Below are 22,699 nucleotides of genomic sequence, written 5' to 3'. Positions count from 1 at the left end.
AACGGTTATGGACCAAAAACGTCTTACACACCTGCGGCAGCTCGAAGCGGAAAGTATCCATATCATCCGCGAAGTGGCCGCCGAGTTTTCTAACCCGGTGATGATGTACTCCATCGGTAAAGATTCCAGCGTCATGCTGCATCTGGCGCGTAAAGCGTTTTATCCGGGCACGCTGCCGTTCCCGCTGCTGCACGTGGATACCGGCTGGAAATTCCGCGAAATGTACGAGTTCCGCGACCGTACCGCGAAAGCCTACGGCTGCGAGCTGCTGGTGCACAAAAACCCGGAAGGGGTGGCGATGGGGATTAACCCGTTCGTGCACGGCAGCGCCAAACATACCGATATCATGAAGACCGAAGGGCTGAAGCAGGCGCTGAACAAATATGGTTTTGACGCGGCCTTCGGCGGCGCGCGCCGTGACGAAGAGAAATCCCGCGCCAAAGAGCGTATCTACTCCTTCCGCGACCGCTTCCACCGCTGGGACCCAAAAAACCAGCGCCCGGAGCTGTGGCACAACTACAACGGCCAGATCAACAAGGGCGAAAGCATCCGCGTCTTCCCGCTCTCCAACTGGACTGAGCTGGATATCTGGCAGTACATCTATCTGGAAAACATCGAGATCGTTCCGCTGTATCTGGCCGCCGAGCGCCCGGTGCTGGAGCGCGACGGCATGCTGATGATGATCGACGACGATCGCATCGACCTGCAGCCGGGAGAAGTGATTAAAAAACAGATGGTGCGTTTCCGCACCCTTGGCTGCTGGCCGCTGACCGGCGCGGTGGAATCCAGCGCGCAGACGCTGCCGGAGATCATCGAAGAGATGCTGGTGTCGACCACCAGCGAGCGACAGGGCCGCGTGATTGACCGCGACCAGGCAGGCTCCATGGAGCTGAAGAAACGTCAGGGTTATTTCTAAGGAGCCGCCATGAACACCACTATTGCTCAACAAATTGCCAAAGAAGGCGGCGTGGAAGCGTATCTGCACGCGCAACAACACAAAAGCCTGCTGCGTTTTCTGACCTGCGGCAGCGTGGATGACGGGAAAAGTACCCTGATTGGCCGCCTGCTGCACGATACGCGCCAGATTTACGAAGATCAGCTCTCTTCCCTGCATAACGACAGTAAACGTCACGGCACCCAGGGTGAAAAACTCGACCTGGCGCTGCTGGTGGATGGCCTGCAGGCGGAGCGCGAGCAGGGCATCACGATTGACGTGGCCTACCGCTACTTCTCTACCGAGAAGCGCAAATTTATTATCGCCGACACCCCGGGGCACGAACAGTACACCCGCAATATGGCGACCGGCGCGTCGACCTGCGACCTGGCGATCCTGCTGATGGACGCGCGTAAAGGCGTGCTGGATCAGACCCGTCGCCACAGCTTTATCTCGACGCTGCTGGGGATCAAACACCTGGTGGTGGCGGTCAACAAGATGGATCTGGTGAACTTCAGCGAAGAAAAATTCGAGGAGATCCGCCAGAGCTATCTGACCTTTGCTGAACAGCTGCCGGGCAACCTGGATATCCGCTTTGTGCCGCTCTCGGCGCTGGAAGGGGATAACGTCGCGTCCCAAAGCGCGAACATGCCTTGGTACAGCGGCCCGACGCTGCTGGAGGTGCTGGAAACGGTTGAAATTCAGCGCGTGGTCGACACCCAGCCGATGCGCTTCCCGGTGCAGTACGTGAACCGTCCAAATCTCGATTTCCGTGGTTTCTCCGGCACCCTAGCGTCAGGCTCTGTACAGGTTGGCCAGCGCGTCAAGGTGCTGCCATCCGGTGTGGAATCGACCATCGCCCGCATCGTCACCTTTGACGGTGACCTGCAGGACGCGGGGGCCGGTGAAGCCGTAACGCTGGTGCTGAAAGACGAAATTGATATCAGCCGGGGCGATCTTCTGGTAGACGCGCAGGAAACGCTGGCGGCGGTACAGGGCGCGTCCGTGGATGTGGTGTGGATGGCCGAACAGCCGCTGACCGCTGGCCAGAGCTATGACATCAAAATTGCCGGCAAGAAAACCCGCGCCCGCGTGGACGGCATTCAGTTCCAGGTGGATATCAACAACCTGACCCAGCGTGACGTCACCGAGCTGCCGCTGAACGGCATTGGTCTGGTCGATCTGACCTTTGACGAACCGCTGGTGCTGGATCCGTATCAGCAGAACCCGGTGACGGGAGGTCTTATCTTTATCGACAGGCTGACCAACGTTACCGTCGGGGCCGGTATGGTACGCGAACCGATTAAACAGGCTGCCGTGGCCTCTGAATTCAGCGCCTTTGAGCTGGAACTGAACGCGCTGGTGCGTAAACACTTCCCGCACTGGCGCGCGCGCGATCTGCTGGGAGGCAAGTAATGGCCGCCCATGATGAGAACGTCGTCTGGCATCCTCATCCGGTCACCGTTGCCCAGCGTGAACAGCTCCACGGTCACCGTGGGGTTGTGCTGTGGTTTACCGGGCTGTCCGGCTCGGGTAAATCGACGGTGGCGGGCGCGCTGGAAGAGGCATTGCATCAGCAGGGCGTAAGCACCTACCTGCTGGATGGCGACAACGTGCGCCATGGCCTGTGCAGCGATTTAGGGTTCAGCGACGACGACCGCAAAGAGAACATCCGCCGGGTCGGGGAAGTCGCCAGCCTGATGGCCGACGCCGGGCTGGTGGTGCTGACCGCGTTTATCTCTCCGCACCGCGCCGAGCGCCAGATGGTGCGCGAACGCGTCGGTCAGGATCGCTTTATCGAGGTGTTTGTGGATACACCGCTGGAGGTCTGCGAAGCGCGCGACCCGAAAGGGCTATACAAAAAAGCGCGTGCCGGAGAATTGCGCAACTTCACCGGAATTGACGCTGTATACGAAGCGCCTGAATCGCCTGAAATTCACCTGGAAGGTCAACAATTGGTAACAAATTTAGTAAGCCAATTATTAGACCTGCTCAGACGGGACGATATTATCAGATCCTGAGACGGTATCGTTCGGGAGCTGTCTTCCCGAACGATGAGTCACGGTCACAGGACTAGCTATGCGCAACAGTGAACATTACATCACCACCACCGGGTCGGAGCCGCTTGCGACCGACGACGAAACGACCTGGTCATTTCCTGGGGCCATCATTGGCTTCGTCTCATGGCTGCTGGCGCTGGGTATTCCGTTTCTCATCTACGGCGGCAACACGCTGTTCTTCTTTCTCTACACCTGGCCTTTCTTTCTGGCGTTGATGCCCGTGGCGGTTGTCGTCGGCATTGCGCTGCACTCGCTGCTCAACGGTAAGCTCCTCTACAGCACTGTGGTCACGATTGTGACGGTGGTTCTGATGTTTGGTCTGTTATTTTTGTGGCTCATGGGCTAACTTCAGCCACAATTCAAACCGTAACCAACTGTGTAACGATATTGTGCAGGACGATTCTGCGGAAAAAATGTGGTACATTTGCCCGCGATGTTGCGGCATCTCTGTTACCCCGGCGTAGTGCTCTGGGGAAGTCTTGGGATGATGATGCCGTTTTTCAGGGGGCAGGATGGGTAAACTAACGCTGCTGTTGCTGGCTTTGCTAATCTGGCTGCAATACTCGCTGTGGTTCGGTAAGAACGGACTGCACGACTATAGCCGGGTAAGCGATGACGTCGCGGCTCAGCAGGCAACAAACGCCAAACTTAAGGCGCGAAACGATCAACTCTTTGCTGAAATTGATGACCTCAATGGCGGGCAAGAGGCGATTGAGGAACGCGCACGCAATGAACTCAGTATGACTAAGCCGGGCGAAACCTTTTATCGTCTGGTTCCGGATGCGTCTAAACGCAATCAGGGCTCAGCACAAAATAATCGATAATCAGGCCCAGGATTACGACATGGCAGTAACTTTTTCGGACGTATGCGCCGTGGTGCCGGCCGCAGGTTTTGGCCGGCGCATGCAGACAGAATGTCCCAAGCAGTACCTCTCTATTGGCGATAAAACGATCCTCGAGCACGCCGTGGCGGCGCTGCTGGCGCACCCGCGGGTGACGCGGGTGATCATCGCTATCAGCCCGGGTGATGCGCGCTTCGCGCAGCTCCCGCTGGCAAATCATCCACAGATTACCGTTGTCGATGGCGGTGCCGAGCGCGCCGATTCCGTGCTGGCAGGCATTCAGGCGGCCGGTAACGCGCCGTGGGTGCTGGTCCATGACGCGGCCCGTCCGTGCCTGCACCAGGACGACCTTGCGCGCCTGCTGTCGCTGAGCGAAACCAGCAAAGTGGGTGGCATTCTGGCCGCCCCCGTGCGCGACACCATGAAGCGCGCCGAGCCGGGCAAACGGGCTATCGCCCACACCGTCGATCGCGTCGATCTATGGCACGCGCTGACGCCGCAATTTTTCCCCCGCGAATTACTCCACGACTGCTTAACGCGCGCGCTTAACGAAGGTGCGACCATTACGGACGAAGCCTCTGCGCTGGAGTACTGCGGTTTCCATCCTGAGCTTGTTGAAGGACGTGCTGATAATATTAAAGTGACGCGTCCGGAAGATTTACAGCTCGCGGAATTTTATCTTACCCGTTCGACCCATCAGGAGAAGGCATAATGCGAATTGGACACGGTTTTGATGTACACGCCTTTGGCGGCGAAGGCCCAATTATCATTGGCGGCGTGCGCATTCCTTATGAAAAAGGGCTGCTGGCGCATTCTGATGGCGACGTGGCGCTGCATGCGCTGACCGACGCGCTGCTGGGCGCGGCCGCACTGGGTGATATCGGCAAGCTGTTCCCGGACACCGACCCGGCGTTTAAAGGGGCGGACAGCCGTGAACTGCTGCGCGAAGCGTGGCGCCGCATCCAGGCGAAAGGCTACACCCTTGGCAACGTCGACGTGACGATTATCGCTCAGGCCCCGAAAATGCTGCCGCACATTCCGCAGATGCGCGTGTTTATTGCGGAAGATCTGGGTTGCCATATGGACGACGTGAACGTCAAAGCGACGACGACCGAGAAGCTGGGCTTCACCGGTCGTGGCGAAGGGATTGCCTGTGAAGCCGTGGCGCTGCTGGTGAAGGCGAGCAAATGACAGACTTCGACAACCTGACATACCTGCACGGTAAACCGCAGGGGAACGGGGTGCTGAAAGCCAGCCCGGAAGATTTCCTCGTGGTCGAGGATCTGGGCTTTGAGCCGGATGGCGAAGGCGAACATATCCTGGTGCGTATTCTGAAAAATGGCTGCAATACCCGCTTTGTGGCCGACGCGCTGGCAAAATTCCTCAAAATTCATGCCCGCGAAGTGAGCTTTGCCGGGCAGAAAGATAAACACGCCGTTACGGAACAGTGGCTCTGCGCGCGCGTTCCCGGCAATGCGATGCCTGATTTAAGCAAATTTGAGCTTGAGGGCTGTAAGGTACTGGAATATGCCCGCCACAAGCGCAAACTGCGTCTGGGGGCGTTGAAAGGCAACGCGTTTACGCTGGTGCTGCGCGAAGTGACTGACCGAGAAGACGTTGAAAAACGCCTGAACGCCATCAGCGACCGCGGCGTACCGAACTACTTTGGCGCGCAGCGCTTTGGCATCGGCGGCAGCAACCTGCAGGGCGCGCTGCGCTGGGCGCAAAGCGATGCACCGGTGCGTGACAGGAATAAACGCAGTTTTTGGTTGTCGGCGGCCCGCAGCGCGTTGTTTAATCAGATTGTGAGCGAAAGGCTGAAAAAACCGGACGCGAATCAAGTTGTTGTTGGCGATGCGCTACAATTAGCGGGACGCGGAAGCTGGTTTGTGGCAACGGCCGAAGAGATGGCTGATGTGCAGTCGCGCGTGGACGCAAAAGCGCTGATGATTACCGCCGCGTTGCCCGGTACGGGCGACTGGGGAACCCAGGGGGAGGCCCTGGCCGCCGAGCAGTCAGCCGTGGCGGATGCGCCAGAATTGCAGTCCTTGCTGGTGCGGGAAAAAGTCGACGCGGCACGCCGCGCGATGCTGCTCTATCCGCAGCAGTTAAGCTGGAACTGGTGGGATGACGTGACCGTCGAGTTACGCTTCTGGCTGCCGGCAGGCAGCTTTGCCACCAGTGTTGTCAGGGAACTTATCAACACCTCGGGTGATTATGCGAATATTGCTGAGTAACGATGACGGGATCCACGCGCCAGGCATTCAGACCCTGGCGAAACACCTCCGCGAATTTGCGGACGTGCAGGTCGTGGCGCCCGATCGTAACCGCAGTGGAGCGTCTAACTCTCTGACGCTGGAGTCGTCGCTTCGCACCTTTACGTTTGATAATGGCGATATTGCCGTGCAGATGGGCACGCCAACCGACTGCGTTTTTCTGGGCGTGAACGCGCTGATGCGGCCGCGTCCGGATATCGTCGTCTCCGGCATCAACGCCGGGCCTAACCTCGGCGATGACGTGATTTACTCCGGCACCGTGGCGGCCGCAATGGAAGGGCGCCATCTGGGGTTCCCGGCGCTGGCGGTCTCGTTAAATGGCCACACGCATTACGACACCGCCGCCGCGGTAACCTGTTCGATCCTGCGGGCGCTTGGTCGTGAGCCGCTGCGTACCGGGCGCATTCTTAATATCAACGTGCCGGATCTTCCTCTTGATGAAATTAAAGGCATCCGCGTCACCCGTTGCGGGAGCCGACATCCTGCCGATCAGGTGATCCCGCAGCAGGATCCTCGCGGCAACACGCTTTACTGGATTGGCCCTCCCGGCGACAAGTGCGATGCGGGTCCGGATACCGACTTTGCCGCCGTGGATGAAGGCTATGTTTCGGTTACTCCGCTGCACGTAGATTTAACCGCGTATAGCGCGCATGATGTGGTGTCGGGCTGGCTGGATCGCGCAGGAGTGAACGCGCAATGGTAAACAAACGTGTACAAACTCTTCTGGAACAACTCCGCGCGCAGGGGATCCGCGACGAGCACGTGCTCGAAGCGCTCGCCCTGGTTCCGCGTGAAAAATTTGTAGACGAGGCGTTTGAACACAAAGCGTGGGAAAACGTGGCGCTGCCCATCGGACAGGGCCAGACGATTTCGCAGCCTTACATGGTGGCTCGCATGACGGAGCTGCTGGAGCTGACGCCCGACTCCCGCGTGCTGGAGATTGGCACCGGGTCGGGGTATCAGACCGCGATCCTGGCGCATCTGGTTCATCATGTATGCTCCGTTGAGCGGATCAAAGGTTTACAGTGGCAGGCGCGTCGTCGCCTGAAACAACTTGATTTACATAATGTTTCGACACGACACGGTGATGGATGGCAGGGTTGGAAGGCGCGCGCCCCGTTTGACGCGATCATCGTGACGGCGGCCCCGCCTGAAATTCCTGCAGCCCTGTTGTCGCAGCTGGATGAGGGGGGCATTCTGGTTCTGCCTGTCGGGGACGAGCAGCAGTTGTTGAAGCGCGTTCGTCGGCGCGGCGGCGAGTTTATTATCGACACCGTGGAAGCCGTGCGCTTTGTGCCTCTGGTGAAGGGGGAGTTGGCCTGAGACTCGGAATTATCCAGGGTTATTAAGGCAAATTCAGCGTATGGTGTGGCGCGAAAGATTCGTGCCATCACGGTAAATTTTAAGTCACTGGTAGTTAACACATTCCTGGGGGATAAATGAGCGCGGGAAGCCCTAAATTCACCATCAGCCGTGTTGCGGCATTATCACTGGTTTCGCTCTGGCTGGCAGGCTGTACAAGTTCAAACAACGCGCCTGCGCCCGTGAGTTCCGTCGGCGGAAACAGCGGCTCCGGTAACACGTCCAGCGGAATGTTAATCACGCCGCCACCTAAAATGGGGACGGCTGCACCGCAGCAAACACCACAAATTCAGCCTGTGCAACATCCTGTTACACAGCCAGTACAGGTTCAGCCAGTTGAACAACCTGTTCAGACCCAAAATGGCCGCATAGTCTATAACCGCCAGTATGGGAACATTCCGAAAGGCAGCTACACCGGTGGCAGCACCTATACCGTGAAACGCGGCGATACGCTGTTCTACATTGCGTGGATCACCGGGAACGATTTCCGTGACCTCGCGCAGCGCAATAACGTCCAGGCCCCATATGGTCTGGAAGTCGGGCAAACGCTCCAGGTGGGCAACGCGACGGGCACGCCGCTTACGCCTGGCAACACCGTTTCAGCGGCCGATGTAACAGCTCAAAATAACAGCGTTAAGCCTGCACAAAAATCCACCACGGTGGTTGCTTCACAACCTGTAATTACGTATTCTGAGGATTCAGGTGATCAGACTGCTAACAAAATGTTGCCGAATAATAAAGGGACTGCGACTGCTGTCACAGCACCGGTTACGGCACCTGTGGTTAGCTCTACTGAACCGACTGCCAGCAGTATGACCTCCAGTTCGCCGATTTCTGCATGGCGCTGGCCGACTGACGGCAAGGTTATCGAGAACTTCTCTTCCTCCGAAGGGGGAAATAAAGGGATCGATATCGCAGGGAGTAAAGGACAGGCTATCATCGCGACCGCAGATGGACGCGTTGTGTATGCCGGTAACGCTCTGCGCGGTTACGGTAATCTTATTATCATCAAACATAACGATGATTACCTGAGTGCCTACGCCCATAACGACACAATGCTGGTCCGGGAACAACAAGAAGTTAAGGCGGGGCAAAAAATCGCTACCATGGGTAGCACCGGAACCAGTTCTACACGCTTGCATTTTGAAATTCGTTACAAGGGGAAATCCGTAAACCCGCTGCAGTACTTGCCGCAGCGATAATTTGACGGGGCATGCCAGCCAGGGTGTCTCGTTCAGGGATCACGGGTAGGAGCCACCTTATGAGTCAGAATACGCTGAAAGTTCATGATTTAAATGAAGACGCGGAATTTGATGAGAACGGAGTAGAGGCTTTTGACGAAAAAGCCTTAGTAGAAGAGGAACCCAGTGATAACGATTTGGCTGAAGAAGAGCTGTTATCGCAGGGTGCCACACAGCGTGTACTGGACGCGACTCAGCTTTACCTTGGGGAGATTGGTTACTCCCCACTGCTAACGGCCGAAGAAGAAGTCTATTTCGCACGTCGTGCTTTGCGTGGTGATGTTGCCTCGCGTCGTCGCATGATTGAAAGTAACCTGCGACTGGTCGTGAAAATTGCCCGCCGTTACGGCAATCGTGGTCTGGCTCTGCTGGATCTGATTGAAGAGGGCAACTTAGGTCTCATCCGCGCAGTTGAGAAGTTTGACCCGGAACGCGGGTTCCGTTTCTCAACCTACGCGACCTGGTGGATTCGTCAGACCATCGAACGGGCTATTATGAACCAGACCCGTACGATCCGCCTGCCGATTCACATCGTCAAAGAGTTGAACGTTTATCTGCGCACCGCGCGCGAGTTGTCCCATAAGCTGGACCACGAGCCAAGCGCAGAAGAGATTGCCGAACAACTCGATAAACCGGTTGATGACGTAAGCCGTATGCTGCGTCTCAACGAGCGCATTACCTCCGTTGACACCCCGCTGGGTGGCGACTCCGAAAAAGCGCTGCTGGACATCCTGGCCGATGAAAAAGATAACGGTCCGGAAGACACCACGCAGGACGATGACATGAAACAAAGCATCGTCAAATGGCTGTTCGAACTGAACGCCAAACAGCGTGAAGTGCTGGCACGTCGTTTCGGTTTACTGGGGTATGAAGCTGCGACACTGGAAGACGTCGGCCGCGAAATTGGCCTGACCCGTGAACGTGTTCGTCAGATTCAGGTTGAAGGTCTGCGCCGCCTGCGTGAAATCCTGCAGGGGCAAGGTCTGAACATCGAAGCGCTGTTCCGCGAATAAGCAACCTTTCGTCAAAAAAGGCCCGTCGTGAGACGGGCCTTTTTCTTTTGCGCTACGGCTTAGCCGTTTCGTGCAGCAGACGCCACACTATCCGATCGCCTTCCTGATTAAGCACCGCAGTTGACCAGCGCACGTTGACGGGCAGGTCCGGCCGGGTTTGCGTCTCCCGGTAGTGAAGCACTGCACCCCGTTCGCCGCTCTGGATCGTGGTTAATTCGTCAATGACGATCTTCAGTCCGGGACGACTTCCACGCTGGTTTTCCAGAAAACTGGCCAGGCCGATATAGTCGATCTGAACACCGCCCGGTGGGAGCATCAGAAAATCGCGACGGAAACGAGCGAGCAGGGCGTCGGGATCGCCTTCACCTTTGCCTAACCAGTCTTCAAGCGCAATGTGGAGGTCGATAATGTCGTGTTCGAAAGGCGTCATGAATTCTCCTGTCGCAGCTGATTTAGCACCTGCGTATTGTTAAGACGAAAAACGTACGGTACAGGCAGCAAGGTCATGCCTGCAGCAAAAATAAACATCCCGTGCCAGGCGGCGAGTGGTGTCAGCCACGCCTGCGCCAGGTTCAGCACCTGCGCAAGCAGAAGGGCACTGGCAAAAAAACTCAGCTGACGATTGAGATTCCACAGCGCGCTGGCATCCGGCATCTCGTCCCGGCGCGTTGTCAGAAACGCGCTGCTCTGAGCCGTACTGCTGCACAGGCTTCCCCCCGCGCCCATCAGGGTAAACGCGACGGCAAGCAACAGCGTTGACGAGCTAACGTCAATCAAAAGCAGAATACCCGCCGCCTGCAACAGGCAGCCGATGACGATCGGCGGTCGGGGGCCGATACGGTTAAAATAACGTCCCGTCGCCGTGATGGCGAGAAACGATGCCACAGACCACGGCAGCATGAGCATTCCCGTTGCGGCTGGGCTCATGTTCGCCTCGTGCTGAAGATAAAACATGGCCGTGACGTTCACCCCAATAAATATGCCGGGGACGCATAAATAGACAAGCATGGAAAAACGCAAAAGCGGGTTCGCAAGCAAGGGCAGGTTTAGCAGTCTGGCCGTGTTCATCGTGGGTTTTTCGTGTTTAAGCCACAGACAGGCCAGAACAAAGGTCACGATAGCCACCGGGAGCGTGGCGAAAAAGATCCATCGCCAGCCCAGCGTCTGCACCAGCACGCCGCCGATAGCCGGGGAGCAGGCCGGGGCAAGCAACGCAACCAGCATCACTACCGAGGAGAGTCGGGCCCGCTCGTGAGGCCTGAACTGTTGCCAGGTCAGCGCCTGTCCAACGGGGATCAGTAAGCCTCCTCCCACGCCCTGAAGCACTCGCCAGGCAATCAGAGTTTCCAGCGTTGCAGACAGGCCCGCTGTAGCTGAGGCTGCGCTGAACAGAAAAAGCGAAAGCAGGATGACGCGCTTTGGCCCGATGCGGCGCGTGAGCACGCTGCTGAACGGGATCGCCATCGTCAGACCGGCAATATACCCGTTACTGACCCAGGCAAGGGCAGAAGGCGTGGTGTTAAAGGCGTGAGCCATCGCCGGAAAGGCGACGCTGGCAATAAACATGTTGATCAAATCAAGAAAAAAGCCCAGCAGATAGACAACGGCAACTTTGCTGCGATACGTCATGGTGGATCCTCCGGTGAGGTGGCGTATCGTATCGGCTGGGGAATCACGGATAAACCTGACAAAGCGCGATATACTGTCAAAAATATTTTGACAGTATAAGGCGTAATAATGGTTAACCTACAGCGGACGCAGATGTTTATCGCAGTGGCCGACACCGGCAGTTTTACGGCGGCCGCCGAGGCGATGGGGCTGACAAAAGCGGTGGTTAGCTTCAATATCCGCCAGCTTGAAGATGAGCTGGGCGTTACGCTGCTGCTGCGCTCCACCCGCCGCCTGACGCTAACCGAGGCGGGCGCGCTTTTTCATCAGCGCAGCGTGGCGCTTCTGAAGGAGGCCGAACGGCTGCAGGATGATGTCCGCGCGAATCATGCGGGACTTACCGGTGAACTGCGGATCACGACCACGCCTGAATATGGCTCCCGGGTCGTGGTGCCGCTGCTGGCCAGGTTTAGCCAGCAGCACACGGATCTTCGCGTCCGACATGTTTCGTCGTCACTGCACGCAGACCTTATCTCGGAGCGCTTTGACGTGGCCATCCGGCTGGGGACGCTTGCCGATTCGCGCAACCACGCCGCACTGATTTCTCACTTTTCTATTCTCCCCGTCGCGACGCCCGAGTGGCTTGTGAGAAACCCGATCGAATCTCTTGCGCAGCTGGCGCAGGCCGGCTGGATTATCCACGAGCGCCTGGCCTCACCGCTCCGCTGGCAGGTGAAAAATGCCAGCGGCGCGCCTGAAACGCTCGAGATAAAAAAAGCGCCGCGCCTGTTTGCCGACAGCGCTCAGGCCCTTATGGCTTTTGCGCTCGCAGGCGGTGGGGTGGCGTTACTGCCGGAATGGCTGGTACGCTGTGCGCTTGATGCGGGAGAACTGGTCCAGTTGTTACCGGAATATACCTTTGCGCGGCAGGGCATCTATGCGGTCTATCCAGATGCCCGGCATGTCTCAGCGAAAGTGCGCACCTTTATCGATTTTATGCGCACCAGCGTGAATTAATCGTGCATCATCTTTTTGATGAGAGCCGAGAACTGTTCTCGCTCGGCCTTGTTAAGACGGCCTAAAAAGGCCTCATCAACCTCATTGCCTACCGGCTTACACTCTGCAAGCAGGGCCTCACCTTCTGGCGTGAGGAAGACAAAGCGACGGCGCTTATCCGCAGGGTCGTGCTCGCGTTTGACCAGCCCACGCGCCTCCATGCGGCTGAGCATTTCCGCCAGGGTCGCTTTGGTGCTGACCGCGACCTCGGTCAATGCCACCTGTTCAATGCCCGGATGCTCGGCAATGGAGCGCATCACCGCATACTGCGGCTTGGTCAGCTCCGGCAATGCATGTTGCCACCGTGCAGTATGCTGTTGAAAAAGCTGACGTAACAGGTGGAACGCCTCTTGTCTTAGTTCCATGAACACTCCGACAGAAAAAATCACCCCCTATGATAGCTGCTAAAGCCCGGGATGATAATGCGGCATTTTTTAGCATTTAGTGTGATCGTATGCGAACGATATTGTCAGAAAAAGAATTCGGGAGTAGTTTACTCATTTTGTTCGTACACGAACAAAATGATTGAGGTGATGAATGAGATTGATCGTGGGAATGACGGGGGCGACGGGTGCTCCGCTGGGAGTGGCGCTGCTGCAGGCGCTGCGGGAAATGCCGGAAGTAGAGACGCATCTGGTGATGTCGAAGTGGGCAAAAACCACCATTGAACTGGAAACCCCTTACACCGCCCAGGACGTTGCTGCGCTGGCTGACGTTGTCCATAGCCCGGCTGACCAGGCCGCCACCATCTCCTCCGGTTCGTTTCGTACCGACGGCATGATCGTCATTCCCTGCAGCATGAAAACGCTGGCCGGGATCCGCGCGGGCTATGCCGAAGGGCTGGTGGGCCGTGCGGCGGATGTGGTGCTGAAAGAGGGGCGTAAGCTGGTGCTGGTGCCCCGTGAAACGCCGCTCAGCACCATTCATCTGGAGAATATGCTTGCGCTCTCCCGCATGGGCGTGGCGATGGTGCCGCCTATGCCTGCGTATTACAACCATCCGCAAACCGCCGATGACATCACCCAGCATATTGTGACCCGCGTGCTTGACCAGTTTGGCCTGGAGCATAAAAAGGCGCGCCGCTGGAACGGGTTGCGGGAGGCGAAACATTTTTCACAGGAGAATAAAGATGGCATTTGATGATTTGAGAAGCTTCCTGCAGGCGCTCGATGAGCAAGGGCAACTGCTGAAAATTGAGGAAGAGGTTAACGCCGAGCCCGATCTGGCGGCGGCAGCCAACGCGACCGGCCGCATCGGTGACGGCGCCCCCGCGCTGTGGTTCGACAATATTCGCGGGTTTACCGATGCCCGCGTGGTGATGAACACCATCGGCTCCTGGCAGAACCATGCCATTTCGATGGGGCTGCCGGCGAACACGCCGGTGAAAAAGCAGATCGACGAGTTTATCCGTCGCTGGGATAAATTTCCTATTGCGCCAGAGCGCCGCCCCAACCCGGCCTGGGCGCAGAATACGGTGGACGGTGAAGACATTAACCTGTTCGATATTCTACCTCTGTTCCGTCTGAACGACGGCGACGGGGGTTTTTATCTCGATAAAGCGTGCGTCGTCTCGCGCGATCCGCTTGACCCGGATAACTTCGGCAAGCAGAACGTTGGCATCTACCGCATGGAAGTGAAGGGCAAGCGCAAGCTCGGCCTGCAGCCGGTACCGATGCACGATATTGCTCTGCATCTGCACAAAGCCGAAGAGCGCGGCGAAGACCTGCCGATTGCCATTACCCTCGGTAACGATCCGATCATTACGCTGATGGGCGCGACGCCGCTGAAATACGATCAGTCAGAGTATGAAATGGCCGGCGCGCTGCGTGAAAGCCCATATCCGATTGCCACCGCGCCGCTGACCGGCTTCGACGTGCCGTGGGGTTCTGAAGTGATCCTGGAAGGGGTGATTGAAGGCCGTAAGCGCGAAATTGAAGGGCCGTTCGGCGAGTTTACTGGGCACTACTCCGGTGGTCGTAACATGACGGTTGTGCGTATCGACAAAGTTTCTTACCGCACCAAACCGATTTTCGAATCCCTTTATCTCGGTATGCCGTGGACCGAGATTGATTATCTGATGGGGCCAGCCACCTGCGTGCCGCTCTACCAGCAGCTGAAAGCGGAATTCCCGGAAGTGCAGGCGGTGAATGCGATGTATACCCACGGTCTGCTGGCGATTATCTCCACCAAAAAACGCTACGGCGGTTTTGCCCGCGCGGTCGGCTTGCGCGCCATGACCACGCCGCACGGCCTGGGCTACGTGAAGATGGTGATCATGGTGGATGAGGATGTCGACCCGTTCAACCTCCCGCAGGTGATGTGGGCGCTGTCATCGAAGGTCAACCCGGCAGGCGATCTGGTGCAGTTGCCGAACATGTCGGTGCTGGAACTCGATCCTGGATCCAGTCCGGCGGGCATTACCGACAAACTGATTATCGATGCGACCACGCCTGTCGCGCCGGACACCCGTGGCCACTATAGCCAGCCGGTACAGGATCTGCCTGAAACCAAAGCCTGGGCTGAAAAACTGACCGCGATGCTGGCTTCACGTCAATAAGGAGGAAAAGATGATTTGTCCACGTTGTGCCGATGAGCATATTGAAGTGATGGCGACGTCGCCGGTGAAAGGGGTCTGGACCGTTTACCAGTGCCAGCATTGTCTGTATACCTGGCGAGATACCGAACCGTTGCGTCGTACCAGCCGCGAGCATTACCCTGAAGCGTTCCGCATGACGCAGAAGGATATTGACGAGGCGCCGCAGGTGCCAACGATCCCGCCGCTGCTGTAAAGACAGCCCGGTGGCGCTGCGCCACCGGGCAAAGACCGCAGAAAACTAAACCAGACTCTTCAGGCGATAAATCCACTCCAGCGCCTGACGCGGCGTCAGTGAATCCGGATCGAGGTTTTCCAGCGCTTCCACAGCAGGCGATGTCTCTTCCGCCGGTACCAGCAGCGACATCTGCGTACCATCAATCTGCGTCGCCGCCGCATTCGGTGACAGGCTTTCCAGCTCACGCAGTTTCTGACGCGCGCGCTTGATCACCTCTTTCGGTACACCGGCCAGCGCCGCAACGGCCAGACCATAGCTCTTGCTTGCCGCGCCATCCTGCACCGTGTGCATAAAGGCGATGGTGTCGCCGTGCTCCAGCGCATCAAGGTGGACGTTAGCCACGCCTTCCATTTTCTCCGGCAGCTGCGTCAGCTCGAAGTAGTGGGTGGCGAACAGCGTCATGGCCTTGATTTTATTCGCGAGGCTTTCCGCACAGGCCCAGGCCAGCGACAGACCATCGTAGGTTGACGTTCCGCGTCCGACTTCGTCCATCAGCACCAGGCTGTGCTCCGTCGCGTTATGCAGAATGTTTGCCGTTTCAGTCATTTCGACCATGAAGGTTGAGCGACCGCTCGCCAGATCGTCCGCAGCTCCAACACGGGTAAAGATACGGTCGATGGGGCCGATCTCCACGTTTTGCGCCGGAACGTAGCTGCCGATGTAGGCAAGCAGGGCAATCAGCGCCGTCTGACGCATATAAGTACTCTTACCGCCCATGTTCGGACCGGTAATGATCAGCATTCTTCGCTGCGGCGACAGGCTCAGCGGGTTGGCGATGAACGGTTCGTTCAGCACCCGCTCCACCACCGGGTGACGGCCTTCAGTGATGCGAATGCCGGGCTTGTCGGTAAAGGTCGGGCAGGTGTAGTTCAGCGTTTCCGCGCGCTCTGCCAGATTCACCAGCACGTCCAGTTCCGCCAGCGCGCTGGCGCTCAGCTGCAGGTCGGCCAGGTGCGGCATCAGCATATCAAACAGCTCTTCATACAGCTGTTTTTCCAGCGCCAGGGCTTTCCCTTTCGAGGTGAGGACTTTGTCCTCGTACTCTTTCAGCTCGGGAATGATGTAGCGTTCAGCGTTTTTCAACGTCTGGCGGCGCACGTAGTGAATCGGTGCCAGGTGGCTCTGCCCGCGGCTGATTTGAATGTAGTAACCGTGAACCGCGTTATAACCCACCTTCAGGGTGTCCAGCCCAAGACGCTCGCGCTCGCGGATCTCCAGCTTATCGAGGTAGTCCGTCGCGCCGTCGGCCAGCGCGCGCCATTCGTCCAGCTCCTCGTTGTAGCCCGGAGCAATCACGCCGCCATCACGCACCAGAACCGGAGGCGCATCGATAATGGCGCGCTCCAGCAGCTCGCGGAGTTCGGTAAATTCGCCTATGGTTTCGCGGAGTTTCTGTACCGGCGCGCTGTCAACGTCGCTCAGCTGCGCACGAAGTTCCGGCAGCTGCTGGAAAGCATGACGCATCCGCGCAAGATCGCGCGGTCGCGCCGTGCGCAGCGCCAGACGGGCCAGGATACGTTCCAGATCTCCCACCTGGCGCAGGACAGGCTGCAGCTCGGTATAGCGATCCTGCAGCGCGGCAATCGTCTGCTGACGACAAACCAGCGTAGCGGTATCGCGAATCGGCATATGCAGCCAGCGTTTCAGCATACGGCTGCCCATTGGCGTTACCGTATTGTCGAGGACCGACGCCAGCGTATTTTCTACGCCGCCCGCGAGGTTCTGCGTGATCTCCAGGTTACGGCGAGTGGCGGCATCCATGATGATGCTGTCCTGCTGGCGCTCCATGGTGATAGAGCGGATATGCGGCAGGGCGGTGCGCTGGGTATCTTTTACGTACTGCAGGAGGCAACCTGCCGCACACAGCCCGCGCGGGGCATTTTCAACGCCAAAGCCAATCAGATCGCGGGTGCCAAACTGCAGATTCAGCTGCTGGCGCGCGGTACCAATTTCGAATTCCCACAGCGGACGGCGGCGCAACCCGCGACGACCTTCAATCAGCGCCATTTCGGCGAAATCTTCGGCGTAGAGCAATTCTGCCGGGTTGGTGCGCTGCAGTTCGGCAGCCATCGTTTCACGATCGGCCGGTTCACTCAGACGAAAACGTCCGGAACTAATATCCAGCGTCGCGTAGCCAAAGCCTTTACCGTCCTGCCACAGCGCGGCCAGCAGGTTGTCCTGGCGTTCCTGAAGCAGGGCTTCATCACTGATGGTGCCGGGCGTGACGATGCGCACGACCTTGCGTTCCACCGGACCTTTTGAGGTCGCGGGGTCGCCGATCTGTTCGCAGATGGCGACAGACTCACCCTGATTCACCAGTTTCGCCAGGTAGTTTTCTACCGCGTGGTGCGGAATACCGGCCATTGGGATGGGTTCACCAGCCGATGCGCCCCGTTTGGTCAGCGAGATGTCGAGCAGCTGCGATGCGCGCTTAGCATCGTCATAAAACAGCTCGTAAAAATCGCCCATACGGTAAAACAGCAGGATTTCCGGATGCTGTGCCTTCAGCTTCAGATACTGCTGCATCATCGGCGTATGTGCGTCGAAATTGTCGAGTGTGCTCATGGAGTTATGATGTCCATTTCTTTGAATATAAACCGTTTTGAGCGGCTCAGAGGCCGTTTGTTCCTTCTATTGTCGCATGAAAAAAAGGTACGGCGCAGAAAAATGTCGTCGCTTTACGAGGCATCTTCCGACATTAACTCAATGACTATTTTTCCATGCTCTACGCCCACTCGAACCCTGGAGTGGGTGGTAAACCCAGCCTGTTCAAGCCAGTCTCCTTTTAAGCTCAGCGCCGCATGCACGCTGTAACGCTTCGGTATCTTGGTATTGCGGTCTTCATGGCGCTTTCTGAAATATCCCACTGTTAAATGGCGATAGGGTTTGTTGATAGCGAGTTCTTGCATAGGGTCTCCTGACAACACGGATAAAAGTCATCACTAATTACTGTATAAAATACCAGTTATTGCCGGGCGGTGCAGGGATAAAACTGGAATCAGGCTTCAGAAAACCGCATGCAACAACTGAAATCCCGCATTGAAAGGTGTATTATTTTTGCACTTTATTGTTTGGTAAGTCGCTATGTCCGGTAAACGAATATCTCGCGAAAAAGAGACCATCGCGAAAATGATCGCGCTGTATCAGAAGCAGTGTCCTCAGGCCTCTGTGGAAGACGGGCACTACCAGGCGCTGAATGCCTATGCCGATAAGCGCCTGGATAAGTGCGCTTTTGGTGAGGAAAAGCCTGCCTGTAAGCAGTGTCCGGTCCACTGCTATCAGCCTGCAAAACGCGAAGAGATGAAGCAGATTATGCGCTGGGTAGGCCCGCGTATGTTATGGCGTCACCCCATTCTGACCGTCCGCCATCTGGTTGATGACCGTCGTCCCGTGCCGGAGCTGCCGGAAAAGTATCGTCCGAAAAAGTGACCGGTTCAGCTTTTGAGCGGGCGGCAAATAACGTTCAGGGCCAGCGCGCTACAGAGTGGGAAAAGGGCCAGCAGCAGCCAGGGATACATCGCCTGCGTTGAGGGTACCAGCGCGCGATCCAGCAGGCTACCAAACAACAAGTTTCCTGCCAGTACCGCAATGCCGCCAGCGGTGGCGAGTGCGCCATAGTGCGCCCCCAGCGTGGACTCCTCGGCAAACCTCGGGATCAGATCCTTTGCCGAGGGTACCAGCAGCATCTGCCCCAGCGTCAGCAGCGTCACGAAACAGACTGACGGCAGCAGGCGCAGCCAGCCCTCTGGCGGTGCCGTCGACGCAAATATTGCCACGCTCGCAAAGGCGGCGGAGAGCAGCAAAAAGCCCACCGGCAGGATCCTCACCGCACCCACGCGTCGGGCGAAACGCGCCAGCGGCAGCTGTAAGGTGATGATCAGAACGGAGGCCAGCATAAAGAGTGGGCCGAGATCTTTCTCGTTACCGCCAGAGCGCTGGATCTCTACCGGCAGCGCCAGATAGAGCTGGTTATAGCTTAAAAGCCACGAGCTGTAGGCAATAATAAAGGCGACAAAGCGGGGCTGGCGGAACGTCGTCCACCAGGGAACGAGCTTTAGCGTCTGCGCGGCGTGGCGTGACGCGGGCAGGCAAAAGTAGAGAACCACCAGCGCAACGAGAAAGACCCCCGCCCCCGCTAGCGCCACCTGACGAAAACCCAGGCCGGTTAGCAGGGCGCCGGCGACCGGGCCCAGTACGGCACCGAGTTCCCCGCAAACCGCAAAGAGCGCGAACCACTCCGCCCGGCTTCGTTTACCTTTCGCCTCGCTGTGCGTGCCCGCTTTCGCCAGCAATGCTTCAATAGACGGAGAAAACAGCGCGCCGCCCACGCCTGTCAGACACGCGCCCAGAATAATCGGCCACAGCGATTCCCCGAAGGCCAGCAGCAGATAACCTGAAACACGGACAATACAGCCGCTCAGGATAACGATTTTCGCGCCAAACCGGTCCGAGAGGGCACCACCGACGATAAACATCCCCTGTTGCGAGAACGTGCGCAGGCCCAGGATCAGCCCGATCAGCCCGCCGGAGAGCAGCATGTCGTCGCGCAGGAATATCGCCAGGAAGGGAACAACGGCGTAAAAGCCAATGTTAAAAACAAACTGGCTACCCAGTAAGACGGGCGGCCAGAGCGTGGCGGCAGGGCGAAGGGGCATCGTTGGTCACTCGCCCCTAAACGATAAAATGAATGTGCTTTTTGCCATGGAACGGTGAGATCTCGATTTTGGTTTTGACCCGGAAGACGTCCCAGAGCAATGACTCGGATAAGATATCCTGCGGTGTCCCCGTCGCCACAATTTGCCCTTTCTGCATGACTATCAGCGAGTCGCAGAACATCGAGGCGTGGTTGAGATCGTGTATAGCGACAATGCTGGTGACCGGTAATTCGCTGATCAACTGCATCAGCTGCATCTGATGATGAATGTCCAGGTGGTTGGTCGGTTCATCCAGCAGGATTTCCGTCGGGGCCTGGGCCAGCGCGCGGGCAATGTGGACGCGCTGGCGCTCGCCGCCGGAGAGGCTCAGCCAGCCCTGGTCGCTTTTATCCAGCATATCCACGCGCTGCAGAGCGGCGGTGACGGTCTCGTCATCGTGCGTGCTCCAGTTGGAAAAGGCGGAGTGGTGCGGAATCCGCCCGAGTTTCACCACGTCGCGCACGCGCATGTTGGCGTCCGTCATACCGTGCTGCTCGACGAAGGCCACCCGTCGCGCCAGCTGCTTTTTGGCGATGCTGCAGATGTCCTGACCGTCCAGGGTAACGCGGCCAGCATCCGGGCGACGCAGACCCGCGAGGATACGTAAAAGAGACGATTTACCGCAGCCGTTAGGGCCAAGCAGCCCTACCGTTTCGCCCCGTGACACCTTCAGCGAGACGTCATTAACGATGACTTTTTTGCCGACCTTCCAGGTAATATTTTCCGCGCAGATGCTCATCACTTATTCCTTGAACGGTAGATAATCACGGCAAAGAAGGGGACGCCAACCAGCGCGGTGACCACGCCGACGGGCAGGCTTTGCGGCGCAATCAGCATGCGTGAGGCAATGTCTGCCAGCACCATCAGGATCGCGCCTGCCAGCGCGCTGGCAATCAGCAGCGTGCGGTGCAGCGGCCCGAACAGGAAGCGCATGACGTGCGGCACCACCAGCCCGACAAAGCCGATTGACCCCGCCATGCTGACGATGGTCGCGGTGATAAGTGCGGTAGTGGTAAAGAGCGCCAGGCGCACCCAGGGAACAGCAATGCCAAGCGACGCCGCGGCGTCGTCACCGAACGTAAAGGCATCCAGCGCACGGGAATAGTAGAGGCAAATGGCTAATCCAATCAGCACCACGACCAGTGCCAGCTGGAATTCGGGCCAGCGTACGCCGCTGAAGCTGCCCAGCAGCCAGAACATCACGTCGCGCGCCTGCTGGGCGCTGGCGGAGGTGCTGATGGTATAGGCGGTAATGGCATTGAAAAGCTGCGAGGCGGCAACGCCTGCCAGAATAGTACGTTCATTCCCGCCGCGCGCGCCGTTCGTCAGAAATGCGACAAACGCAAACGCGGCGAACGCCCCGGCAAAGGCCCCGGCAGAGAGCGACACCGCACCGGTGCCGATCCCCAATACGACAACAGAAACCGCCCCGGTCGACGCGCCCGCGGACACGCCGAGCACGTAGGGTTCCGCCAGCGCGTTCTTCAGCAGGCTCTGCAATACGGCACCACAGATGGCCAGCCCCGCGCCGCAGCAGGCCGCAACCAGCGCGCGGCTCAGGCGAAAGTCCCAGATCACGCTCTCATAGATACGAGTGAGCGGAATATCGGTGAGCCCCATTTTATTGCTGATAGCGTAAAACACGTTATCCAGCGGGATGGACAGTTCGCCGACGCTGACGCTCAGCGCGATAACCAGAAATAGCAGGACGAAGGCGAGCAAACACGAGGTCGTCAGAACCAGGCTCTGCCGGGCCTGAAGAACGGCGGTGGTCATCAGTTCAGCCCCAGCTTTCTGAGCTGTTCGCCGACCTGCTCAGCCCCGTAAATCGTGCGAATCGTCGGGTTCATGGCCTGACCGTCCATCACCACGATATGACCTTTTTTCACCGCGTCCAGCTGGCTGACGGCCGGATCGCTTTTCAGGAATTTGATTTTCTCTTCCGCGTTATCCAGCGCCCAGCGGTTGCGGTCGAGGCTGGACACCACAATGACATCCGGATTGGCGGCAATAATGCTTTCCCAACCCACGGTTGGCCATTCGGTCTCGGAGGTGATGGCGTTATGCCCGCCCATCAGGCTCGCAATAAACCCGGAGGGGCTATTTTTACCGCCGACGTAGGCGTCCGCAGAGGGGGAGGAGCTGGAGAACCAGAAGACAAACGAGAGGTCTTTTTTGCTCTTGCCGAATTCCTTACGCAGGTCGGCCTCTCGTTTTTTGAAATCGGCAATCACGGCCTGACCGCGGTCTTCAACGTTAAAGATTTTGGCGAAGTCCTCAATCTCCTGATAGAGATACGTCATATCCCACAGCTTCTGGCGGCTGCCGTACATATCGCCGGTGGCTTTTTTGGTCGCGCACATGCCCGGCGACACGTAGCTGTTCACGCCCAGAGTCATCAGATCGTCGCGTTTTGCGACCTTGCTTTCCGGCCCCAGCAGCAGTGGCGTCTGGGCGGGGACAAAGTCGGGATTTTGCGCAAGCACGGATTCAAGGGTAGGGATTTCGACCGTCAGGGTTTTGATTTTTGCGTTCTGTTCAGCGAGCTGCGGCAACACTTTCGTCGGCCAGAAGGCGCTGGCCTTCACCTTATCTTCCAGCCCCAGCAGGAGCAATATTTCGACGGTGTTCTGGCCCAGGGCCACGACGCGTTCCGGCGCTTTGGTGAATGTCTCTTTATAGCCACAGTTTTCAATCGTCAGAGGATATGTGGTTGCCAGAGCAGAACTGACCGACGCAACCGCCAGGCCTAACGCGCAGATGACCTTCTTCATGAAACGCT

At 57.8% G+C, this 22,699-nt stretch carries 26 protein-coding genes; 17 read left to right on the top strand and 9 right to left on the bottom strand.

The features are described from left to right. Positions 1 to 7 precede the first annotated feature (7 nt). The 12 genes from cysD (at position 8) to rpoS (ending at position 9,728) form a co-directional block, all read left to right on the top strand. The gene (cysD, locus tag FOY93_RS17690) at positions 8 to 916 is read left to right on the top strand and encodes a sulfate adenylyltransferase subunit CysD (protein ID WP_006811770.1); all 909 of its coding nucleotides are present in this window, start codon (positions 8 to 10) and stop codon (positions 914 to 916) included. A gap of 9 nt (positions 917 to 925) precedes the next feature. Continuing rightward, positions 926 to 2,350, top strand: a complete 1,425-nt coding sequence (gene cysN / locus FOY93_RS17685) for a sulfate adenylyltransferase subunit CysN (protein ID WP_143345456.1) — start codon at positions 926 to 928, stop codon at positions 2,348 to 2,350. Continuing rightward, on the top strand, positions 2,350 to 2,955 hold the full coding sequence (gene cysC / locus FOY93_RS17680; protein ID WP_021241908.1) for an adenylyl-sulfate kinase: 606 nt from the start codon (positions 2,350 to 2,352) through the stop codon (positions 2,953 to 2,955). Before cysN ends, cysC begins: the two co-directional genes overlap by 1 nt. A gap of 58 nt (positions 2,956 to 3,013) precedes the next feature. Further along, the gene (locus tag FOY93_RS17675; protein ID WP_008499610.1) at positions 3,014 to 3,340 is read left to right on the top strand and encodes a DUF3561 family protein; all 327 of its coding nucleotides are present in this window, start codon (positions 3,014 to 3,016) and stop codon (positions 3,338 to 3,340) included. Between the two features lie 166 nt (positions 3,341 to 3,506). Continuing rightward, positions 3,507 to 3,818 (top strand): cell division protein FtsB, encoded by a 312-nt coding sequence (ftsB, locus tag FOY93_RS17670; protein ID WP_008499609.1) that lies wholly within the window; start codon positions 3,507 to 3,509, stop codon positions 3,816 to 3,818. A gap of 19 nt (positions 3,819 to 3,837) precedes the next feature. Further along, entirely contained in the window at positions 3,838 to 4,548 is a 711-nt protein-coding gene (gene ispD / locus FOY93_RS17665) for a 2-C-methyl-D-erythritol 4-phosphate cytidylyltransferase (protein WP_045404179.1), read from the top strand. Then, the gene (ispF, locus tag FOY93_RS17660) at positions 4,548 to 5,027 is read left to right on the top strand and encodes a 2-C-methyl-D-erythritol 2,4-cyclodiphosphate synthase (RefSeq protein WP_008499607.1); all 480 of its coding nucleotides are present in this window, start codon (positions 4,548 to 4,550) and stop codon (positions 5,025 to 5,027) included. The genes ispD and ispF overlap by 1 nt, the downstream gene beginning before the upstream one ends. Continuing rightward, positions 5,024 to 6,073, top strand: a complete 1,050-nt coding sequence (gene truD / locus FOY93_RS17655) for a tRNA pseudouridine(13) synthase TruD (RefSeq protein WP_133295057.1) — start codon at positions 5,024 to 5,026, stop codon at positions 6,071 to 6,073. The genes ispF and truD overlap by 4 nt, the downstream gene beginning before the upstream one ends. Continuing rightward, on the top strand, positions 6,054 to 6,815 hold the full coding sequence (gene surE / locus FOY93_RS17650) for a 5'/3'-nucleotidase SurE (protein ID WP_115876168.1): 762 nt from the start codon (positions 6,054 to 6,056) through the stop codon (positions 6,813 to 6,815). The genes truD and surE overlap by 20 nt, the downstream gene beginning before the upstream one ends. Next, a complete protein-coding gene (locus tag FOY93_RS17645) occupies positions 6,809 to 7,435 on the top strand; it encodes a protein-L-isoaspartate(D-aspartate) O-methyltransferase (protein WP_008499604.1) in 627 nt (208 codons plus the stop codon). Before surE ends, FOY93_RS17645 begins: the two co-directional genes overlap by 7 nt. Before the next feature lie 116 nt (positions 7,436 to 7,551). Further along, entirely contained in the window at positions 7,552 to 8,676 is a 1,125-nt protein-coding gene (nlpD, locus tag FOY93_RS17640) for a murein hydrolase activator NlpD (protein ID WP_039024138.1), read from the top strand. Between the two features lie 59 nt (positions 8,677 to 8,735). Beyond that, positions 8,736 to 9,728: an RNA polymerase sigma factor RpoS gene (gene rpoS / locus FOY93_RS17635; RefSeq protein WP_008499600.1), complete on the top strand. Its 993-nt coding sequence runs from the start codon at positions 8,736 to 8,738 to the stop codon at positions 9,726 to 9,728. Positions 9,729 to 9,780: 52 nt separating this feature from the next. On the opposite strand, the gene FOY93_RS17630 is transcribed toward rpoS, so the two are convergent. Both FOY93_RS17630 and FOY93_RS17625 read right to left on the bottom strand, forming a co-directional pair. Further along, the gene (locus FOY93_RS17630) at positions 9,781 to 10,158 is read right to left on the bottom strand and encodes a DUF4440 domain-containing protein (RefSeq protein WP_133295056.1); all 378 of its coding nucleotides are present in this window, start codon (positions 10,156 to 10,158) and stop codon (positions 9,781 to 9,783) included. After that, a complete protein-coding gene (locus tag FOY93_RS17625; RefSeq protein WP_143345455.1) occupies positions 10,155 to 11,357 on the bottom strand; it encodes an MFS transporter in 1,203 nt (400 codons plus the stop codon). Before FOY93_RS17625 ends, FOY93_RS17630 begins: the two co-directional genes overlap by 4 nt. A 108-nt stretch (positions 11,358 to 11,465) precedes the next feature. Here FOY93_RS17625 and FOY93_RS17620 point away from each other — a divergent pair, with 108 nt between their 5' ends. Next, complete coding sequence (locus tag FOY93_RS17620) at positions 11,466 to 12,353, top strand: LysR family transcriptional regulator (protein ID WP_143345454.1); 888 nt, start codon at positions 11,466 to 11,468, stop codon at positions 12,351 to 12,353. Here FOY93_RS17620 and FOY93_RS17615 read toward each other — a convergent pair. Next, positions 12,350 to 12,757: a MarR family winged helix-turn-helix transcriptional regulator gene (locus FOY93_RS17615; protein ID WP_133295053.1), complete on the bottom strand. Its 408-nt coding sequence runs from the start codon at positions 12,755 to 12,757 to the stop codon at positions 12,350 to 12,352. The genes FOY93_RS17620 and FOY93_RS17615 overlap by 4 nt on opposite strands. A gap of 172 nt (positions 12,758 to 12,929) precedes the next feature. Here FOY93_RS17615 and FOY93_RS17610 point away from each other — a divergent pair, with 172 nt between their 5' ends. The 3 genes from FOY93_RS17610 to FOY93_RS17600 are packed head-to-tail and all read left to right on the top strand — an operon-like array spanning position 12,930 to position 15,181. Then, positions 12,930 to 13,532, top strand: coding sequence for a non-oxidative hydroxyarylic acid decarboxylases subunit B (locus FOY93_RS17610; RefSeq protein WP_008499595.1), 603 nt, complete (start codon positions 12,930 to 12,932; stop codon positions 13,530 to 13,532). Then, positions 13,522 to 14,949: a non-oxidative hydroxyarylic acid decarboxylases subunit C gene (locus FOY93_RS17605; protein ID WP_111965466.1), complete on the top strand. Its 1,428-nt coding sequence runs from the start codon at positions 13,522 to 13,524 to the stop codon at positions 14,947 to 14,949. Before FOY93_RS17610 ends, FOY93_RS17605 begins: the two co-directional genes overlap by 11 nt. A 10-nt stretch (positions 14,950 to 14,959) precedes the next feature. After that, a complete protein-coding gene (locus FOY93_RS17600; protein ID WP_003862116.1) occupies positions 14,960 to 15,181 on the top strand; it encodes a non-oxidative hydroxyarylic acid decarboxylases subunit D in 222 nt (73 codons plus the stop codon). A 45-nt stretch (positions 15,182 to 15,226) separates the two neighbouring features. Here FOY93_RS17600 and mutS read toward each other — a convergent pair whose 3' ends face one another. Both mutS and FOY93_RS17590 read right to left on the bottom strand, forming a co-directional pair. Next, positions 15,227 to 17,788: a DNA mismatch repair protein MutS gene (gene mutS, locus FOY93_RS17595; protein WP_143345453.1), complete on the bottom strand. Its 2,562-nt coding sequence runs from the start codon at positions 17,786 to 17,788 to the stop codon at positions 15,227 to 15,229. Positions 17,789 to 17,901: 113 nt separating this feature from the next. After that, positions 17,902 to 18,132: a SymE family type I addiction module toxin gene (locus FOY93_RS17590; protein ID WP_045908493.1), complete on the bottom strand. Its 231-nt coding sequence runs from the start codon at positions 18,130 to 18,132 to the stop codon at positions 17,902 to 17,904. 175 nt (positions 18,133 to 18,307) lie between these two features. Here FOY93_RS17590 and FOY93_RS17585 point away from each other — a divergent pair, with 175 nt between their 5' ends. Then, positions 18,308 to 18,652: a nitrous oxide-stimulated promoter family protein gene (locus tag FOY93_RS17585; RefSeq protein WP_143345452.1), complete on the top strand. Its 345-nt coding sequence runs from the start codon at positions 18,308 to 18,310 to the stop codon at positions 18,650 to 18,652. 5 nt (positions 18,653 to 18,657) lie between these two features. Here FOY93_RS17585 and FOY93_RS17580 read toward each other — a convergent pair whose 3' ends face one another. From FOY93_RS17580 to eitA, 4 genes are read right to left on the bottom strand one after another with little or no spacing between them, the layout of a single operon-like run. After that, positions 18,658 to 19,878, bottom strand: coding sequence for an MDR family MFS transporter (locus tag FOY93_RS17580; RefSeq protein WP_143345451.1), 1,221 nt, complete (start codon positions 19,876 to 19,878; stop codon positions 18,658 to 18,660). Positions 19,879 to 19,894: 16 nt separating this feature from the next. Continuing rightward, positions 19,895 to 20,656 carry a siderophore ABC transporter ATP-binding protein EitC gene (eitC, locus tag FOY93_RS17575; protein ID WP_143345450.1) on the bottom strand — a complete coding sequence of 254 codons (762 nt, stop codon included), beginning with the start codon at positions 20,654 to 20,656 and terminating at the stop codon, positions 19,895 to 19,897. Next, entirely contained in the window at positions 20,656 to 21,693 is a 1,038-nt protein-coding gene (locus tag FOY93_RS17570) for a FecCD family ABC transporter permease (RefSeq protein ID WP_111965470.1), read from the bottom strand. The genes eitC and FOY93_RS17570 overlap by 1 nt, the downstream gene beginning before the upstream one ends. Beyond that, on the bottom strand, positions 21,693 to 22,691 hold the full coding sequence (eitA, locus tag FOY93_RS17565; protein WP_115876159.1) for a siderophore ABC transporter substrate-binding protein EitA: 999 nt from the start codon (positions 22,689 to 22,691) through the stop codon (positions 21,693 to 21,695). Before eitA ends, FOY93_RS17570 begins: the two co-directional genes overlap by 1 nt. Between the last annotated feature and the right edge of the window lie 8 nt (positions 22,692 to 22,699).

Origin of the sequence: Enterobacter sp. 18A13, from assembly GCF_007035975.1 — a bacterium.
Classification (GTDB): domain Bacteria; phylum Pseudomonadota; class Gammaproteobacteria; order Enterobacterales; family Enterobacteriaceae; genus Enterobacter; species Enterobacter vonholyi.
Note: the sequence above shows the minus strand (reverse complement) of the source record. Positions and strands in the feature narration are given on the sequence as shown.